Source organism: Ruminococcus sp. AM42-11 (assembly GCF_003480145.1).
GTDB lineage: Bacteria > Bacillota > Clostridia > Lachnospirales > Lachnospiraceae > Blautia_A > Blautia_A faecis.
This window is the reverse complement of sequence record NZ_QUIO01000021.1, coordinates 63,997-79,196: the sequence shown is the minus strand read 5'-3', so window position 1 is coordinate 79,196 and position 15,200 is coordinate 63,997. Positions and strand designations below refer to the sequence as shown.

Below are 15,200 nucleotides of genomic sequence, written 5' to 3'. Positions count from 1 at the left end.
GTAGGCGAAATCCACTGCTTACGGAGACTTAATCGTGAAGGCTCTCCTGAACGATTTAGTCGCAGTTAGCAGTTAGTTCGCTGGAGCGTTGCGCCGGCGAGTGAGCAATAACCATTGTCCGAGTGCGTCCGCCTTGAACAACTTTCAACACACTAAATAGCAAATTTGTAAACAATAATTACTGCACACCTTATTGTACATGATTTTCAAGGACTTGAAAAGGAAAAAGTGGGGAGAAATTCATAAAATGTTCATAAATATTTGTTATGATACAAAAGATTGTAATGTCTGGGAAAACGGACGTGTCTTTTTTAGAAAGGGAAGGAAATTATGCGTTTTTTAAATGAGTTGCATGAAGGCGACCGGATCAGTGGCATTTATCTGTGTAAGCAGAAGCAGCCGGCTGTGACCAAGAACGGAAAGCCTTATGAGAATATTATACTCCAGGATAAGACTGGAATGATGGATGGAAAGATCTGGGATCCGAATTCTCTTGGAATTGATGATTTTGACGCACTGGATTACATTGAAGTCATGGGAGACGTGACCAGCTTTGCAGGAGCTATGCAGCTGAATATCAAGCGTGTGCGCAAAGCAGGCGAGGGTGAGTACAATCCGGCAGATTATCTTCCAGTAAGTGAGAACAGCACGGATGATATGTATACCCAGCTGGTTGCCATGATCGGCACTGTGAAGAATACCTATCTGAATACACTTTTGAAGAAACTGTTTATAGAGGATAAAGAATTTTTAAAATCTTTCGAGGAGCATTCCGCAGCCAAAACCGTACATCATGGCTTTATAGGCGGGCTGATGGAGCATACTTTAAGTGTTGCCAGGCTTTGTGATTATATGGCATCTGCTTATCCGGTGATCAAGCGAGATATGCTGATCACAGCAGCACTTCTTCATGATGTAGGAAAGACAAGAGAACTTTCTTCTTTTCCACTGAATGATTATACAGATGAGGGACAGCTTCTGGGCCATATTATAATCGGAGCACAGATGATTCATGATCTGATTAAGGAGATACCGGACTTTCCATTGGATCTGGAGAACCAGCTGGTACATTGTATTCTGGCACATCATGGCGAACTTGAGTACGGTTCCCCTAAGAAACCTGCTATGGTAGAGGCAGTTGCTTTGAATCTTGCAGATAATACAGATGCCCGCATGGAGACTCTTACCGAGATTTTTGCAGCAGATAAGAGCAAGAAAGAATGGCTTGGATTTAACAGAATATTTGAATCTAACTTAAGAAAGACAGGAGAATGGTAATCTTTATGGAGTATCGTAAGAATGATATTGTTACGTTAAAGATTGAAGATTGCGGAATTGACGGTGAAGGTATCGGAAAGGCTGATGGCTTCACCGTTTTTGTCAAAGATGCAGTAATCGGAGACACAGTCCGCGCAAAGATCATGAAAGCGAAGAAAAATTACGGTTACGGAAGATTGGAGGAGATTATCACCCCATCTCCTGACCGTGTGGAGCCGAAGTGTCAGTTCGCAAGACAATGCGGAGGCTGCCAGCTGCAGGCCCTTTCTTATGAGAAGCAGCTGGAATTTAAGACTTCCAAAGTCAGGGGACATTTGGAGCGGATTGGCGGTTTTATAGATATTCCTATGGAGAAAATCCTGGGAATGGACCAGCCTTTCCACTATAGAAATAAAGCGCAGTTTCCAGTTGGAAAGTCAAAAGACGGCAGAATTATTACCGGATTTTATGCCGGCCGTACCCACAGTATTATTGAGAACCGGGACTGTGCTCTTGGGGTAACACGGAATAAGGAGGTTTTGGATCGTGTGATCGCTCATATGGAGAAGTTCCACATCCAGCCGTATGATGAGAATACTGGCAAGGGGGTTGTGCGCCATGTGCTGATTCGATATGGCTTTTTTACGGACGAGATGATGGTCTGTCTGATCATTAACGGGGAGAAGCTTCCTGGCGAAGAGGCTCTGGTGAAATCCCTTCGTCAGATTCCGGAGACTGTCAGTGTGATGGTAAATGTGAATAAGAAGAGAAATAATGTGATCCTTGGGGAAAAGGTGCGGCTGCTCTGGGGACAGCCATACATTACAGACAAGATCGGAGAGATTTCCTATCAGATTTCGCCGCTGTCCTTTTTTCAGGTAAATCCTTATCAGACAGGGCGTCTTTATGGAAAAGCACTGGAATATGCACAGCTTTCCGGAAATGAGACTGTGTGGGATCTTTACTGTGGAATTGGAACTATTTCCCTGTTTCTTGCGCAGAAAGCAAAGATGGTAAGGGGCGTGGAGATCATTCCTGCAGCCATTGAGAATGCTAAAGAGAATGCATGTCTGAACGGATTTGATAATACGGAATTTTTTGTGGGAAAAGCAGAGGAAGTGCTTCCAGAGCAGTTTGCACGCACTGGTGAACGTGCTGACGTGATTGTAGTAGACCCGCCGAGAAAAGGCTGCGACGAGACCTTGCTTTCTACCATTATCAAAATGCAGCCCGACCGGGTAGTTTACGTAAGCTGCGACAGCGCAACTCTGGCACGGGATTTGAAGTATCTTTGTGAAAGAGGTTACGAATTGAAGAAAGTCTGCCCGGTTGATATGTTCCCGAATACGGTGTCGGTGGAGACGGTTGTTCTTTTGTCCCAACTGAAACAAAAGCCGGATGATTAGATTAATGTCACGATTGAACTTGATGATATGATATAACATCTGCAGAGACTAAGGCTACATATGATGAGATAAAGAAATATGTGGCTGAACATAATGCCGGCATGAAGGTTTCCAATCTGTATATCTCACAGGTAAAGAGAAAATGCGGAATTGAGGTTGGAAAGAATTATAATTTACCTAAAAATGAAGATAGCAGGCAACCGCAGTGTCCAGAAGATAAAGAGAGTGCAATTGTGGAGGCATTGAAGCATTTTAAGATGAATAGTTAATAAAGAGAGGTGCAGATGCTATGCCAGGTATACTCGTGTTGAAGATGATGAAAATTTAAATCGTGGAATTACATTCTCACTGAAAAAATCCGGATATGAGGTTTTTTCAGCAGAATCAGTGAAAAAAGCGAAAAGAATTGCAAGTGATAATAATGTGGATGTTACCATTTGTGATGTGAATCTTCCGGATGGGAATGGACTGGAATTTGTAAGGTGGATGAGATGCAATTATAATACATACATTATTTGTCTTACAGCACTAGATCAGGAGATGGATCAGGTCATGGGATATGAAGCAGGGGCAGATGATTATATTACAAAGCCGTTTAGTCTTTCGGTACTTCTTTTGAAAATAGAAGCATATTTCCGTCGCAGACAGGAGAAAACGGAAGCTGGAAAGATGATTTCGGGAGATATCGTATTTATCGCAGGAGAAATGAAAGTCCTGATAAAGAGTCGTGAAATCAGTCTGACAAAAACGGAGTTGAAAATGCTGACTTTTTTTCTTCAGAATCCGAAACAGATTCTTTCAAAAACACAAATATTGGAAAATGTGTTTGATCTGGAAGGGGATTTTGTGGATGAAAATACAATTGCTGTCAATATCAGAAGACTCCGTGAGAAAATCGAAGACAATCCGGCTGCACCGGTCTATATAAAGAATATCAGAGGTCTTGGGTATATATGGAATCAGGAGGTAAGGCAGTGACAAAGAGATATTGCAAGAAGATTACAGTAGTGCTCTCCTTGGTATTACCTGTCATATTATTGTTTGCAATATTAAATTGCTTTACCACGTATGTGTTTTATGAAGATTATAAATATAAAATGAATCTTATGACAGAGATTGCTGCAAAGGAAGAATTTTCCGGGCTGGATGCTGTTTCGGAATTGCTTAAGGATAAGGATATTGAAACTAACGAACAGGGAAGGCGATTATTGGAGCAATATGGATACTGGGGGAATAAAGGGAATGCATTTTATTCGCAATTCCGACATCAGGTTATGGTGACCGGTGCTGTAAGCACTGTGATATGCGTGCTTCTTTTGACTTTTTTATTTTATTGGAAGAAAAAAGAAGATGCGTATCATCAGAAAATTTTAGACCAGTTGGAAGAAATTCTGATCAGATTCCGTGAAAATAAATTTGATGATTTACTGAAAACGGAAAATCATGCAGAACTGGAAAAATTGAATGACCAGCTTGAAGCAATCGGACATCATATTCAGTTGATAAAGGAAGAAGCAAGGGCAGAAAAGGAGAACACGAAAGAAATGGTTTCTGATATTTCTCACCAGTTAAAGACACCGGTTGCAGCTTTGGATACATGTTTTAGTGTGCTGATGCAGAATGACTTAAGTGCCACAGAACAGGAGGAGTTTCGTATCCGTTGTCGGAGTGCTCTGGATGGACTGGAGACATTATTGCAGTCGCTTCTTGAAATATCCAAGATGGAAACTGGACTGATTCAGATTAATAAGAAAAAACTTCCGCTTATGGATACTGTCATATCTGCTGTGAACCGCACTTATCCTAAAGCGGATGAGAAAGAAATTGAATTCGTTTTTGACTATGCAAAAGAGCTGGAAACATGCATGGTTATGCAGGATAAAAGATGGCTTGGTGAAGCTGTGATCAACGTTTTGGATAATGCAATCAAGTACAGCCCGGATGGTTCAAAAATATTTATCCGGTTACAAAAAAGAAACGATCTTGTAAGAATGGAAATTGAGGATCAGGGAATTGGTATTCCGCAGAATGAGTATCACAAAATTTTTCAACGATTTTACAGAGGAAGTTCCAGGAAGGTTATGGAAAAGAGTGGTACAGGAATCGGACTTTTTCTATCGAGAGAAATTATCGAAAAACACGCAGGTACGATCACGGTAACCTCCGGCAAAAAGAAAAAAGGAAGCACGATTGTGATTCAATTACCATATGTTGGTTAAATTTTAAGTGGGCAGAAATCTTACAATTCTGTAAGATTTCTGCTCGTTTTTTGAAAGTGAAATGAAAGATTATCCTGATACAATTTGGATGTAGGTTGAAAAATGACCAAATATATAAACAGGCAAAGAAAGCGTGCTGAAAAGGTACGCTTTACAGAATTGAAAAGGAGGCAACACATGAGTGTGATATTAGAAACCAAGCAGCTTTGTAAGTTTTATGGCGCAGGTGAGAATCAGGTCAAAGCGGTCAATCAGGTGGACATTCAGATTGAGCAGGGAGAATTTGTCGCAATTGTTGGAAAGTCAGGTTCCGGTAAAAGTACATTACTTCATATGCTTGGAGGGCTAGACACCCCGACAAAAGGCAGTGTTACTTTAGCAGGGAAAGATTTATACAGGATGAAGGAAGATGCCCTTGCTGTTTTCCGCAGAAGAAAAATCGGATTTGTTTTTCAGGCATTTAATCTGGTTTCATCTGTTAATGTCTGGGAAAATATTGTACTGCCACTGGGGCTGGATGGAAGAAAAGTGGATGAAGCGTATGTAAATGATATTATTGCAACTCTGGGGATTGAAAAGAGAATTTACAATCTGCCAAATCAGTTATCCGGAGGACAGCAGCAGAGAGTAGCAATTGCAAGAGCACTGGTGAATCGTCCGGAAATTATATTTGCAGATGAGCCGACAGGAAATCTTGATTCCAAGACCAGTGATGAGGTAATCGCTCTGCTTAAGATGACAGCAAAAAAATATGGACAGACAATCGTAATGATTACCCATGATGACGAAATTGCACAGGTCGCTGACCGTATTCTGGTGATTGAGGACGGACAGGTGGTGGATTTCAGATGAAGACAATAAGCAGGATTGCATATAGCAATGACAAAAAGAACAAGACAAGAAGTATACTGATTATGATGTCCATATGTCTGACTACGATGCTGCTTGTGATTATCAGTACTGTGGGAAATGGAATGATCCGTTTGCAGAAAAGTCAGGCGGCAAGCTCATATGGAAGAAATTATGGCCTGTTTATCGCCGCAGATGGTACGCAATTAAAAGAAGTGGAACGCAGAGCTGAGATATCTGATATCGGCATCATGTGTACGGAGGGCATCCTGAAAGGAAATGAAAATGGCGGCTTTGTCAGTGCGGATGAAACGGTCAGGAAAATGCTTCCCTATAATCAGGAATATGTGTTGAAGGAAGGTACCTATCCGGAAAAGGCGCAGGAAATTGCCGCAGGACGCGCTTTCTTTGATGCAGTGGGATACCATGATGTAAAGGTCGGAGACATCGTAACATTGGAGTACCGTTCCGGCATGCAGTCGGAATACGCACCGGTGGAATTTACTGTCAGTGGGATTTTATATGACCGGGATGAATATACCATCGAGGCTTCCTATGTTGTATTCGGTTCGCAGGATTTTTATAATGAGCGTGTTGCGGAGGGTGACAGGCAATATAATATCTATTTTACCTTGAGCGATTCTGCAAATGTATCTATGAATAATGTTGCGCCTGTTATAAAAGAAATCGCGGATTCCTGCGGCATTGACCAGAAAAACGTGATCATCAATGACCTCTACCTGCAGTGGGTATTGCAGCCGAGCTATGAAATGATTGTGGTTTGTGGAACCCTGATCCTCGGAATCGTGCTGTTTTCCGTTGTGGTCATTTATAATATCTTCCAGGTCGGGATCGCCCAGAAGGTTCAGGAGTACGGAAAAATCAAGGCGCTGGGTGCAACCAGAAAGCAGATGAAGCAGTTGATCTTTCGTGAGGGCATTCTTCTGGCGGTTCTTTCGATACCGCTGGGGCTGCTGTTTGGTTTCCTGATTGCAAAAGTCAGTTTCAACTGGCTGGTGGAGCAGGGAAATCTGGTATCGTCCGGAATCAAGAACCATCAGGTGCCTCTGTTTTCACTAACAATTATGCTCATCTGCATTTTTGTATCGTTTCTTACGGTCGTTTTGGCTCTGCGCAAACCCATGAAAATTGTTTCCCGGATTTCACCAATCGAAGCGACACGGTATCTTGACGGCTCCAAAACGCAAAAACAGGGCAGACGAAAAGGCAGAAAAGATGTCACCGTTTTCTCCATGGCAATGGCAAATGTGACAGGCAATCCGAAAAGAACCATTGCTACGATTCTTACCATGGGGCTTTCCTGTGTATTGTTTGTAATTATCTCTAATTATGTTGGGAATATTGACCCGGAGTACGAGGCGCGGATTGCAATCAACCATGGACAATTTGAGTTGCAGCTGGATTATTCCCAGAATTATGATGAAGCCTATTCGGAGAATAATCTGGACACAATCCTACAGAACAACCCACTGAATGATTCATTGATTAAAGAAATCAAATCCATCCCCGGTGTAACGGATGTACTGACGAGAGAAATCGTCTCTGCAGATCTGAACGGAACAAAATTTCCGGTTGCAATCGTAAATCAAGAGGATTTTGAAATGATGCGCGGGGATGGCGATATCGGTTCCATGGACTATGCACAGGCTGTCAAAAACGGGGATGTTTTCTTTGGCTGGTCCATGTGGATGGAAGCTGACGGGTATTCTGCGGGTGCACCGATTACATTCAACTTTGATAACGGAAGCGGAACCTATACCTATCATGGAAAAATCGCAGGCTCCTTTGTAAGCGCGGACACTTATCTGGTCATTCCGGAAGAAGTATACCGCTCTGTAAATCCGAAAGGGACATCTTATGGATACCTGTGGGTGGATTGTGCTAAAAAAGATGTGGCATCTGTAGAGCAAAGCCTGAATGACCTGCTCTCCGATACTTCTCATATCAAGCTGAACACCTATCACGCAGAATTGCAAACCGCAGAATACGCAAGCCGTATGATGAAGCTTGGCTGCTATCTGTTCATGGCAATTGTCGGTCTCATTGGGTTTATGAATCTGGCAAACACCATGATCATCAATATCACCACGAAGAAGCAGGAATATGGTGTATTACAGGCTGTGGGTATGACAAATAAACAATTAAATTTATGCCTGCAGTTACAGGGACTGATTTTTACGGTTGGCACCATATGTGTAGCACTTATCGTTGGTCTGCCACTTGGCTATGCGCTCTTTGCCTATGCAAAGCATAATGGAATATTTGGAATGAATGTCTATCATGTTCCAATTACACCAATTCTTGCTATGATTTTGCTGGTCAGTCTTTTGCAGATTGTGCTTTCCCTCGTTTTAAGCAGTAATCTGAAAAAGGAAACGCTGGTAGAAAGAATAAGGTATCAGGGATAGCAAGTAATATGTAATGAACTAGGTCTTAACGAAGAGGAGAAATAGATAACTTCCATTTTGTATGCTATCAAGGCTGTCCTGAAATATTTTGCGATGATCTAAGAATATCGCTGATTTCAAGGAGGAATAACACATGAAAAGCACATTTGAAAAAATAGGTGGAACCTACACACTGGGAGCAGACGGAATTTACTATCCGAATCTTGTCAGTACAGATGAAGAACCGCATTATGGGAAATATGGAATGATTCGGAAAATGTATCTGAAAGAGCATCGTCCGGCAATGTATTCTCTGTATATGTTGGAAGACAGATTAACAGAACATCTGAATGCTGTGGACGATGAAGCACAGGAGAGGATGGATATTCTGGTGCGTCAGATGATGGAGAAGCAAGGCGTTACGGAAGAATTGAAAGCTCGTGATCAGATGGTGTGGGTTGGAGCTGTAAATAATATCCGGAATGCAGCAGAAGAGATTGTGTTAAAAGAACTGATTTACAGGTAAACAAAGAGCTGAACAAGTAGGACGAAAAATCCTGTTTGTTCAGCTTTTGTGTTTATAAGGGGCCAAAGAAGCAAATTACAATTCTATAGAAAGTGATCTTTTCTAAGTTTCGGAAGGCTGGTTTTTTCCGTCATAGTTATAAGTTGCCGATTTAATTATTCCATAGTATGGCTTAAAAAATATTCGAATATAACTTTATAGAAATAATCATAATGGGGAGATTATTTGATGAATTATGTGCTAATATTCTGCAATTCTACTGCTGGTCGATTGATTTATGCACACTCTCATTATAATATGTGTGCAGGAGGTGTGCGCCAGTTCGGTGCCAAATATATAACTGGTGGGAATCCAGTCTGGTAAGACTTAGCAAGTCGCCAGTACCGAGTCCTTGGAACGCCAAAGGCAAACAATGGTGTTTAAGCGTAGGACAGGGAACAGGAACGCCGTAATGCGTAAGCGTGAAGTGATTGAGCTTCGTTAGAAATATCAATTGTGTGGGGTGGTCTGCTACCTCCTTGGGTCACCAACAAGGATTAGTCGTTAAAGCGAGACTATGAAAACACACCGGAGTCCTAGAGCATGGCATACCTGATATCGTTATATTTGACATACCTGGGAGACCTGGATGGGTCTGTACATGAGACAGTAGGGAATATCGACCAATGCAATGGTGAGTATGAACGAAGACCATCGAGGAGTCGGATTCGTCCATAGTACTGATGAAAGCAGTAATGACGCTGGAGGGAAGGGACGGACAATAAGTTGCTTTTGCAATCAAAACATAGAGAGCACAGGAGGCATAAAATCTATGGAAAAAGAGAAAGCAGAAATAGCCAGTCTCGTAGAAAGATATGGCAGAGTTCAGTCGCTAATGAAATATGTCAACAGTGACACACTCAAAGAGTCCTACAACAAACAACCCAAAGGGAAAGCAGTAGGAGTGGATGGAATAACCAAGGAGCAATACGGAGAGAACTTAGAGAAAAACATAGAGAGTCTGCTTGTCAGAATGAAGAAGTTTTCCTATAAACCATATCCCGTGCGCAGAGCCTATATCCCAAAAGGTAATGGCAAGATGCGAGGACTCGGCATACCGTCATTTGAGGATAAAGTCGTTCAAGGTGTCTTTAAAGAGATACTGGAAGCGATTTACGAGCCTAAGTTCAAGGAGTTTTCATTTGGGTTTCGTCCAAACAGAAGTTGTCACGATGCCATTCAAAGAGTAAACAAATACATCATGGCAGACAAGGTCAATTACATTTTAGATGCAGACATCAAGGGATTCTTTGATAACCTAGACCATGAGTGGATGATAAAATTTCTTGAGCATGACATAGCAGATAAGAACTTCATCAGATATATCAAGAGATTTCTGATAGGGGGAGTTATGGAGGATGGTAAGCGACTGGATACAGAAGCTGGAACAGTACAGGGCGGTCTGATTTCGCCAGTGCTGGCAAATGTGTATCTGCACTATACCTTAGATACATGGTTTGATTATGTGAAAAAGTATGAGTTTAAGGGAGAAATGTACATGGTACGCTATGCAGATGATTTTGTATGTCTGTTCCAATACGAGAATGAAGCACAAAGGTTTCATCAGCTTCTGATAGAAAGACTGCGTAAATTCGGTCTTGAAATAGCAGAGGATAAAAGCAGAATTCTACCATTTGGCAGATACAAGGGAACAAAGGAATCCTTTGACTTTCTCGGCTTTACACACTACAATGCGACAAGTCACTGGGGCAAGTACTGTGTACTGCATAGAACAAGCAGGAAGAAGCTGAAAATGAAAAGAGAAGCAGTCAAGAAATGGTTATGGGAGCATATGCACGAAAGCATAGCCGATACCATAGAAGCGTTGAATGTGAAACTGACGGGGCATTACAGATACTATGGAATCTATGGGAACTACATAGGTTTGCAAAAGTATTACAAATATGCGAGACAGGAGTTATGGAAAAGCAAGAGACGCAGAGACCAAACGTATTGGCTGACGTGGAAGAAATATATGAATATCCTAAAGATACATCCACTGGAGTATCCAAAGATATATCTGAAAAGTGCTTATTAGGTAAATGGCTTATTGAAGAGCCGTATGCCTTAATAGGGCACGTGCGGTTCTGTGAGGGGCTTTTGAGACTTGAACCTCTCATCGCAAAACAATATATGATGAAAGGATGTGAAAAGTCGAGACAAAGTCTACTCGACGGATATATGTATCAGATTAGTAATGAAAAATTCGGTTTATTTGTAACCGAATTAAGAAAGGAAAAGAATTTAACTCAAAAGGATTTGGCTGAAAAATTATATGTATCAGATAAAACAGTTAGCAAATGGGAACGTGGTCTTAGTATGCCCAATGTCGTATTACTCATACCAATAGCTGATATATTAGATGTTACCGTTACAGAATTGTTACGTGGAGAAAAAATAGATACACAGAAAAATATTGAAAAAAAAGAAATCGAGGAATTGGTGGTAGGCTCTCTCGATATGGCTGTTAGGGATTCTATTCACCAGCATAGAAAAAACTGGATATTAGCATATTTGTTATGTTTTTTTATATCTATTACAGAAATTATTATGTTAGTTGTATCTGAAAGTTCGTTAGCTGAGATGAAAGGGGATATATTGCTGGTTACAGGGGGAATGCTTTTATTTGGTGCATGGTTTTGTTTCTTTGCAAAAGACATATTACCAACATATTATGATGCCAATAAGATAAATTATGTTTCACAAGGAATTTTTAGAATACATCTAGTTGGTTTATCTTTTAACAATGGAAATTGGATATACATCTGCACAACTTTAAAAATATGGACACTTGCAACGGTTGTTCTATATCCTCTTGCAGGTATTATAATAATCAATTGTTTCAATATAGCTTTATGGGATATTTTGAATAAAATTTTCTTAATTATGATATTAGGTGGTATGGTAGTTTCGATTTACATTATTGGGAAAAAATACGAATAATTAAATTACCTGTTATCGTTGTGGATAGTACTAAGTTACAACATTCTTCATGGGAAATATGGAATGATGCAGAAGAGTGGTTCTGTTTCATAGGCTTTGATTCCGGTTGGCGTGACGGTGTTTGCTGTTTTCATATTGCCATAGCCATGATCTACAGCGATGATTTTTGTGTTTCTGAGTTCTCGCATAAAAAATACCTCCGTTTTCGTATTGATTGATTCAGCAGGCTGTACCGGTGTGGTACTGCTTTGCTGTGAGATAAGCATACGAAAATCGGAGGGAACAGTAACTATTTCTGAATGCAGCAAATTTTTATTATAGAACATTACTTTACAAGAAGAATAAAAAAGCATATAATTCTTTTATAATATATTTAATAAAAGAGGGTAAGAAAACGGAAAATAAAGATAAAAAAAATATAACAAGAAAAAAAATAATTAATTATGTTCTAAACAATCATGTTACATCCAAGGCAGAAATCGCAAAAGAGTTAAACTTGAGTATGCCGACTGTGTTAGCAAATGTGAATGACTTGTTAGAAAAAAGGGTGTTGGAAGAAACTGGGGAATATGCTTCAACCGGTGGAAGGAAGGCAAAAAGTATAGGGATTAATAAGTCATACTGTCATGCAATGGGAATTTTGATTACAGCGAATCATATAGAAATGGTATTAGTAAATCTTGGAGATGAGATTATAAAAAAAGATCGCATCCGTTTAAAATTTACGGCTGAATTATCTTATTGTACAGAGGTGGCACAAAAGGTCAAAACTTTTCTGGAAGGCGAAGTAGCGAAGGACACGCTACTTGGGATTGGAGTGGCGATTCCAGGAATTATTGATCAGAAAGAACGGATTGTTTTAAAATCCCATGCTTTAGGTATAGAGAATTATAGTCTGCGCTTTTTAGAGCAGGCTCTGGAAATTCCAGCATATTTTGAAAACGATGCTAATGCTGCAATGCTTGCAGAAAAAAAGCAAAAGTATCCAAATGCGATATATCTGTCTTTGAACCACACATTAGGAGGTGCATTCTGCATAGATGGAAAGCTGTTTCGAGGGCAGAACCAGAAAGCAGGGGAGTTTGGTCACATGATACTCGTTCCCGGTGGAAGAAAGTGTTATTGTGGTAAATCAGGATGTGCAGATGCATATTGTGCTGCAAGTGTACTGACAAAAGATAACAGGCAGTCACTGGATGCATTTATGGAAAAAATTGAAAGTGGTAATGAAAAAATTTTGCAGAAATGGAATGAGTATCTGGATCATCTTGCTGTTTTGATATCAAATCTGCGGATGGCATATGATATGGATATCATACTAGGAGGTGATGTGGGAGGTGTATTGTCAGATTATATGATACCACTGGGAGAAAAAGTGATGGCATATAATGGCTTTGAGCACGATGTTTCATACTTGAAAAATTGTTCGTATAAGAAAGAAGCGTCAGCTGTTGGAGCCGCGAAATACTTTTTCACAAAACATATGGTAGAATTGTAGTAACTGTTCACAGGTAGGAATTTTCTGAACTGAAAATTCCGTACGGTACAGCTCCCACTGACAGGTTGCAAAGCGAATGCGGATGTCCGCTTTATATGTGTGAAAAACGAGAAGTTGTGTAAAATTAAAAAAAGAAATTATAGTAAAAAACGGAAAGAAAACAGTAACTACGGTTTCCTTTCCGTTTTTTTGCGTGGTGTGCCTGGCGGCGCACGTTTCTAACGGGTTAAAGTCCCGAATCCGCCCGGTAGTGGGAAGGATATAGCCGAAGGCAAGGGTGTCCATCGTGAGGTGGAATCTGAAGGAAGCCGGATGTGGGAACAGACTAACCACGGGCAAATCTCTGGTCTGACGAACAGAAATCTCATATAAGGTTATGCATGAGGGTAAGACTGCCACCCAAGTCAAAGCCCAATAACTACACGGAATCCTACGTGATAAATGAGGCAGATGGATGGAGAGGAAGAAACGTGTGGTACCCAGGGAGGTCTGTGCGGTACGCCTTGAAAGAGGTAACCATTGCATAAAGCAATGCTGAACGCACAGAAGTCAGCAGAGGTCATAGTAGCCGAGAGGTGAAGAACCGAATCAGTAGGAGTCTTAAGTATGACCGAGAAAGGAGGAATGACCGTCTATGGCAGAAAACATTGAAAACAATGGCTGTTCGCAGAGAGATAGTGCGGAACACGAAGGGTATGCAAAAGCGTCTAGGTCATTCAATCGGATATGGAAAGAAAGAGACAGTGCACAGCCGAGACTTTTGGAAGCGATACTGTATAAAGACAACTTTAACAGAGCGTATAAGAGAGTCAAGGCAAACAAGGGAGCGCCAGGAATTGATGGCATGACCATTGAGGAGGCTCTTCCATATCTAAAGGAACATCAACAAGAGATAACCGACCGCATTTATCGTGGAAAGTATACTCCGTCTCCAGTAAGACGAGTTGAGATTCCCAAACCAGATGGTGGTGTGCGAAAGCTTGGCATACCAACAGTGGTAGACCGTACACTTCAACAGGCAATAACCCAACAGTTAGTGCCAATCTATGAACCGCTGTTTGCAGAGGGTAGCTATGGCTATCGTCCGAACAGAAGTGCAAAAGACGCAATACTTAAGGTTAAGGAGTATGCCGAACAAGGCTATACATTTGCTGTAGTCCTTGACTTGTCAAAGTACTTCGATACTCTTAATCACGAAATTCTCATCAATCTTCTCCGAAAGAATGTAAAAGATGAACGTGTAGTACAGCTGATAAAGCGCTATCTGAAGAGCGGTGTAATGGAAAACGGAGTAGTCATTGACACAGAGGAAGGCTCGCCACAAGGTGGAAATCTATCACCGTTGCTGGCAAATGTCTACCTCAATGAGTTCGACCAAGAATTCTTGAAAAGAGGTGTTCCATGCATAAGATATGCAGATGACATCGTGCTTCTTGCAAAGAGCAAGCGAGCATCAGAGAGACTCTTGAAAAGCAGTACAAAATATCTTGAGGAGAGGATGAAACTTACAGTCAACCGAGAAAAGAGCAGTACTGTCAGCGTGTTTGCAATCCGAAATTTTAAATTCCTTGGCTTTGCATTGGGAAGGAACGGAAAAGGCATTTATGTCCGAGTTCATACGAAGTCATGGAAGAAGTTTAAGTCTAGACTGAAGGAGTTATCTTCCCGTAAGCGATGTCAGTCAATCAAGCCAAGCCTTGGGAAAATCAAGGTGTATGCGAGGGGATGGCTTAACTATTACGGAATTGCAAGTATGAAGAACAACATAGATGACGTCAACGGATGGCTCTATCACAGAATACGTATGTGTATATGGAAACAATGGAAATTGCCCAGAACAAAGAAGAGAAATCTGATAAAAATGGGAATCCCTGAATATTATGCGAACATGGCGGCAAACTGTCGAAGGGGACACTGGTATTGTGCTAATCTGACGACAGTTAAGAAAGCCATGACAAAAGAAAGACTGATAAACAGTGGCTTCTATGATTTAGCCACAGCCTATCAGTCTGTGCACGTCAACTATTGAAACCGCCGTGTACCGAACGGTACGCA

Annotated in this window: 11 protein-coding genes and 2 pseudogenes; 12 read left to right on the top strand and 1 reads right to left on the bottom strand. The window is 41.0% G+C overall.

The genetic code is table 11. From position 1 onward, the window contains the following. Window positions 1-330: 330 nt before the first annotated feature. From DW904_RS13390 to DW904_RS13345, 10 genes and pseudogenes are all read left to right on the top strand, one after another. On the top strand, window positions 331-1,278 hold the full coding sequence (locus DW904_RS13390) for an HD domain-containing protein (protein ID WP_118581317.1): 948 nt from the start codon (window positions 331-333) through the stop codon (window positions 1,276-1,278). Window positions 1,279-1,283: 5 nt separating this feature from the next. Next, a complete protein-coding gene (gene rlmD / locus DW904_RS13385; RefSeq protein ID WP_118581314.1) occupies window positions 1,284-2,663 on the top strand; it encodes a 23S rRNA (uracil(1939)-C(5))-methyltransferase RlmD in 1,380 nt (459 codons plus the stop codon). Window positions 2,664-2,743: 80 nt separating this feature from the next. Further along, a complete protein-coding gene (locus tag DW904_RS13380) occupies window positions 2,744-2,932 on the top strand; it encodes a tRNA (uracil-5-)-methyltransferase (RefSeq protein WP_202030777.1) in 189 nt (62 codons plus the stop codon). A gap of 20 nt (window positions 2,933-2,952) precedes the next feature. Then, window positions 2,953-3,641, top strand: a pseudogene (locus tag DW904_RS13375) (response regulator transcription factor). After that, window positions 3,617-4,882 carry a HAMP domain-containing sensor histidine kinase gene (locus DW904_RS13370; protein ID WP_118581305.1) on the top strand — a complete coding sequence of 422 codons (1,266 nt, stop codon included), beginning with the start codon at window positions 3,617-3,619 and terminating at the stop codon, window positions 4,880-4,882. Before DW904_RS13375 ends, DW904_RS13370 begins: the two are co-directional and overlap by 25 nt. A 177-nt stretch (window positions 4,883-5,059) precedes the next feature. Continuing rightward, window positions 5,060-5,734: an ABC transporter ATP-binding protein gene (locus DW904_RS13365; protein ID WP_015520995.1), complete on the top strand. Its 675-nt coding sequence runs from the start codon at window positions 5,060-5,062 to the stop codon at window positions 5,732-5,734. Then, the gene (locus DW904_RS13360) at window positions 5,731-8,160 is read left to right on the top strand and encodes an ABC transporter permease (RefSeq protein ID WP_118581302.1); all 2,430 of its coding nucleotides are present in this window, start codon (window positions 5,731-5,733) and stop codon (window positions 8,158-8,160) included. Before DW904_RS13365 ends, DW904_RS13360 begins: the two co-directional genes overlap by 4 nt. A gap of 133 nt (window positions 8,161-8,293) precedes the next feature. Next, window positions 8,294-8,665 (top strand): TnpV protein, encoded by a 372-nt coding sequence (locus DW904_RS13355; RefSeq protein WP_118581299.1) that lies wholly within the window; start codon window positions 8,294-8,296, stop codon window positions 8,663-8,665. Window positions 8,666-9,476: 811 nt separating this feature from the next. Then, complete coding sequence (ltrA, locus tag DW904_RS13350) at window positions 9,477-10,742, top strand: group II intron reverse transcriptase/maturase (RefSeq protein ID WP_118581296.1); 1,266 nt, start codon at window positions 9,477-9,479, stop codon at window positions 10,740-10,742. Further along, window positions 10,667-11,647, top strand: coding sequence for a helix-turn-helix transcriptional regulator (locus DW904_RS13345; protein ID WP_243110417.1), 981 nt, complete (start codon window positions 10,667-10,669; stop codon window positions 11,645-11,647). The genes ltrA (DW904_RS13350) and DW904_RS13345 overlap by 76 nt, the downstream gene beginning before the upstream one ends. Before the next feature lie 71 nt (window positions 11,648-11,718). On the opposite strand, the pseudogene DW904_RS24025 reads toward DW904_RS13345, so the two are convergent. Further along, window positions 11,719-12,000: pseudogene (locus tag DW904_RS24025) on the bottom strand (plasmid segregation actin-type ATPase ParM); the annotation flags it as partial. Window positions 12,001-12,011: 11 nt separating this feature from the next. On the opposite strand from DW904_RS24025, the gene DW904_RS13335 reads away from it, so the two are divergent. Further along, a complete protein-coding gene (locus DW904_RS13335; RefSeq protein ID WP_334286017.1) occupies window positions 12,012-13,145 on the top strand; it encodes an ROK family transcriptional regulator in 1,134 nt (377 codons plus the stop codon). 634 nt (window positions 13,146-13,779) lie between these two features. Then, on the top strand, window positions 13,780-15,174 hold the full coding sequence (gene ltrA, locus DW904_RS13325; RefSeq protein ID WP_118581287.1) for a group II intron reverse transcriptase/maturase: 1,395 nt from the start codon (window positions 13,780-13,782) through the stop codon (window positions 15,172-15,174). Window positions 15,175-15,200: the final 26 nt, after the last annotated feature.

Coding starts and splice junctions, on each gene's coding strand:
- DW904_RS13360 (WP_118581302.1), top strand. CDS start 5,731: ATGAAGACAATAAGCAGGATTGCATATAGCAATGACAAAAAGAACAAG.
- DW904_RS13355 (WP_118581299.1), top strand. CDS start 8,294: ATGAAAAGCACATTTGAAAAAATAGGTGGAACCTACACACTGGGAGCA.
- DW904_RS13370 (WP_118581305.1), top strand. CDS start 3,617: ATGGAATCAGGAGGTAAGGCAGTGACAAAGAGATATTGCAAGAAGATT.
- DW904_RS13390 (WP_118581317.1), top strand. CDS start 331: ATGCGTTTTTTAAATGAGTTGCATGAAGGCGACCGGATCAGTGGCATT.
- rlmD (WP_118581314.1), top strand. CDS start 1,284: ATGGAGTATCGTAAGAATGATATTGTTACGTTAAAGATTGAAGATTGC.
- DW904_RS13365 (WP_015520995.1), top strand. CDS start 5,060: ATGAGTGTGATATTAGAAACCAAGCAGCTTTGTAAGTTTTATGGCGCA.
- ltrA (WP_118581287.1), top strand. CDS start 13,780: ATGGCAGAAAACATTGAAAACAATGGCTGTTCGCAGAGAGATAGTGCG.
- ltrA (WP_118581296.1), top strand. CDS start 9,477: ATGGAAAAAGAGAAAGCAGAAATAGCCAGTCTCGTAGAAAGATATGGC.